This window comes from Hydrocoleum sp. CS-953 (assembly GCF_002260545.1).
Lineage (GTDB): Bacteria > Cyanobacteriota > Cyanobacteriia > Cyanobacteriales > Microcoleaceae > Trichodesmium.
Genome location: NZ_LGSU01000486.1, coordinates 1 through 3,287, shown reverse-complemented (window position 1 = coordinate 3,287; position 3,287 = coordinate 1). Strand labels below are relative to the sequence as shown.

General features: G+C 35.3%; 3 protein-coding genes. All 3 read left to right on the top strand.

From position 1 onward, the window contains the following. Window positions 1-15: 15 nt before the first annotated feature. The 3 genes from AFK68_RS04940 (at window position 16) to AFK68_RS04930 (ending at window position 2,823) form a co-directional block, all read left to right on the top strand. Entirely contained in the window at window positions 16-642 is a 627-nt protein-coding gene (locus tag AFK68_RS04940; protein ID WP_094671831.1) for an exopolysaccharide biosynthesis protein, read from the top strand. Window positions 643-1,462: 820 nt separating this feature from the next. After that, window positions 1,463-2,017 carry a COP23 domain-containing protein gene (locus tag AFK68_RS04935; protein ID WP_246844001.1) on the top strand — a complete coding sequence of 185 codons (555 nt, stop codon included), beginning with the start codon at window positions 1,463-1,465 and terminating at the stop codon, window positions 2,015-2,017. Between the two features lie 599 nt (window positions 2,018-2,616). After that, window positions 2,617-2,823 (top strand): type II toxin-antitoxin system HicB family antitoxin, encoded by a 207-nt coding sequence (locus tag AFK68_RS04930; protein ID WP_094671830.1) that lies wholly within the window; start codon window positions 2,617-2,619, stop codon window positions 2,821-2,823. The last annotated feature ends 464 nt before the right edge of the window (window positions 2,824-3,287 follow it).

Below are 3,287 nucleotides of genomic sequence, written 5' to 3'. Positions count from 1 at the left end.
ATTTAAGATAAATCTATGGCTAAATTATCTATAGAATTACAACGATATTTTTTTGATGAAGAATGTGCTTCTAAAGTTACTTTGGGAGATATTATTGATTTGGCTGGAGAGAGAATTTTTGGTTTTTTATTCGTAATTTTATCTCTCCCTTCTGCTTTGCCTGTTCCTGCTCCTGGTTACTCTATTCCTTTTGGTATTTTATTACTTTTATTGGCAGTTCAACTAATAATTGGTTCTAAAACTCCGTGGTTGCCTAAGAGTTGGTTAAATAATTCAATTTCTCTTGAGAAAGTACAAGGTGTTTTGAAAAAAGGTATTCCTTGGTTACAGAAAATTGAGGTGATATCTCGTCCTCGCTTGAGTTATATTTGTACGAGTTTTGTAGGTAGAATTATTATTGGTTGCGCGATCGCTCTGATGGCTATTTCGATGATGATTCCAATTCCGGGTACTAATACTTTACCAGCGATCGGGATTTTTGTTACTGGTTTTGGTTTGTTGGATGATGATGGTGTTATTAGTTTGGGTGGGTTGGTGCTTTGTGTAATGGGGGCGACTTTAAGTGGTCTAATTGTGGTTTTTGGTTATGAAGTTGTCAAAGGTGGAATTGAGTTAATTAAAAATTCTCTGACTGGAGGTTAGGAAATTCAGTTATCAGTTATCAGTTATCAGTACCTCCGGCGAAATTAGAAGGCTTGATGCCTTATTTCATAATCTTCAGTGCAGGCATCTTGCCCACGAATGTTATACCTGATATACCTGACTGAGATGAAATTCTCTATATCCTCAAAATAGCCGAAAAAATTTTCAGCAAAAGGTTTTTAATATTTATTTGTGCTATTCTGTATATAGTGGGGAAGGTTTGCTCTTATATAGAAGCCATTTGGTATCTCAAAAAATAGGGAATAGGGAGAAGTAATTGATAATTTATGGGTAAAAATTGATTTGATGATTGGATGAGTTGGAGATATCTAATACTCCCCATCTCTCCATCTCCCCATCTCCCCATCTCCCTCCTCTGTTTTTAAATAGATCCCTTTAGGGGTTCTATATTGGCTTATCCAATCCCATAATTATCACTTCACCAGACAAAACCCCCCTAATTATATTTTGCTTCAATAATTAAATTAACGGCGTTGCTGAATAAAAGTATGATTTTACAGGAGTGGTAGGGGCGAATGGCCATTCGCCCCTACAGGAGTCAGGAGCTAGAAAGGAGCTTTTTCCGCGCCTTGAAAGAAAGAAAATAATAGGTCTGACTTACACCGCTATTTAGGAATTTCATACCGTGTTTCAGCAACGCCAATTAACAAAACTCTTCCCTTAATTGTATTTTAATAATTCAACCTTTCCGTAAACTGTTCAGACAAAATTGGATAAAATCTTAGGAGTTTATGGAGTTTATATTTCAACATCCTAAAAAAATATTTATAGCGACTATATATATAGATAGGAGAAAATCGTGAGTTTGAGACGAGATATGAGAATTGCAGCAATAGGAGGAGTAGTAGGTCTGACAATTCCTATAATTTCATTATTAATGGATGTGGGCACCTTAGGTATTGAAATTGTTCAAAGTTGGTCACCTTTGTTAGTGAAAAAAACCGATCAGTTTTATTGCGAATTAAGAGAAGATACTAATATAAATGGACAAGTTTGGACGGTCATGTATGACAATGGTAAAAATAGACAACCCTGGTTAGGTATGCTGAGAGGTATGGATGGAAACTGGAAACCACTTGAACGATGCGAAAGAGTAGCAGGGCGGTTAAATAATTTTCGGGAAGATGGTTTAGTTGCTCTGGAATATCGCGATGACCCCAAAACTCCAAACCAAGAGGTTATTTGTGCAAAAACTGAGTTAAGTGGTGATGGTTGTCCGTTATTGTTGACTTTGGATGTAGGGGTGGATGGTTATCACGCGTTGCGAGATATAATTGAAGCGTTACGAAATGGTACGACTGTTTATCAGAATAGTGAAGGAATATTGGCAAAGTCTAATTCTTCTAGAGAGTGACCTGTGTTTTTTTTGGAGCCTTTTTTGGTAAAGGAAGATCGGTTGGCAGTTCAATAATTAATAATTAACAATTAATAATTAATAATTAATAATTACCTCTTCTTTTCAAGCAGAGGATTGTTTAAAAGGGAAATTTTTTTCTTTTTTATCTTGAAATAGAAGGGTTGAAAACTTGATTTTTCGGTAGATAGAAATAGTAGGGTGTGTGACGGCATCCTCTTTTTGATTTAGGGGGCAACTCAACAAATTTTGCCGTCACGCACCTTTTTTTATAGATAAAATAATTAATAATTAACAATTAATAATTAATAATTAATAATTAATAATTACCTCTCCTTAAAAAGAAGAGGATTGACGAACAGGAAAATTTTTATTTATTATCCCCTTAAAAGGGGAGGCTTTAAACCACAATANTAAAAAGAAGAGGATTGACGAACAGGAAAATTTTTATTTATTATCCCCTTAAAAGGGGAGGCTTTAAACCACAATATTTCGGTAATTTTTTCTGGTAAGGATGGAAGTGATGGCAAGCTTTATCAGGAGAAAAATGTCATGGCAGTGTTAGAGGAACTTGCTAGGTTAGAGGAAGGAGATGTCTAATGAAATATAGTATTTTAATTCAATGGTCTGAAGAGGATAAAACTTATATTGCCAGTTTACCTGAATGGGGGAAGTACGCTCAAACTCATGGTGAATCTTATGAAGAAGCTCTGGAAAATGCGAAGCAAGTTTTGGCAGATTTAGTTTATGCTTATGAGGAAATGGGAAAACCTCTGCCACAGCTACAGAATTTACAAACAATTTAATTTGAATAGAGAGCGATCGCTATCTTGAAGTCAGAAGTTAGAAGTCAGAAGTTAGAAGTTAAAATTCTTGTTGTGACTAATCTTTTGGATGGTGAGTAACTTATATCGAACGCTCGATATATTTTATTCTACTTTCAGAGAAAAGCTGGTAACTGAATCTAGCGATCGCCATCTTGAAGTTAGAAGTCAGAAGTTGAATTCTTGCTATGACTAATTTGGATAAATGAGACCTCATATGACTTCGTTAAAATTCATTCTGGTTTTTGTTGAGCATCAAGGTATTAGGGTTTGGGCACCAAACCCCTACAGTTACTTCAGTTATCAGTTATCAGGTTAGGGTTTGGAGACCAAACCCCTACAGTTATTTTAGCTCTAAAAAAAGAGCCAATATTTCCCCACAATACTTATCTACTTTAAAAATAAAACAACTTTTTCTGGTTGTCAAGGAGCGATCGCTCTTATTC

Coding starts and splice junctions, on each gene's coding strand:
- AFK68_RS04940 (WP_094671831.1), top strand. CDS start 16: ATGGCTAAATTATCTATAGAATTACAACGATATTTTTTTGATGAAGAA.
- AFK68_RS04930 (WP_094671830.1), top strand. CDS start 2,617: ATGAAATATAGTATTTTAATTCAATGGTCTGAAGAGGATAAAACTTAT.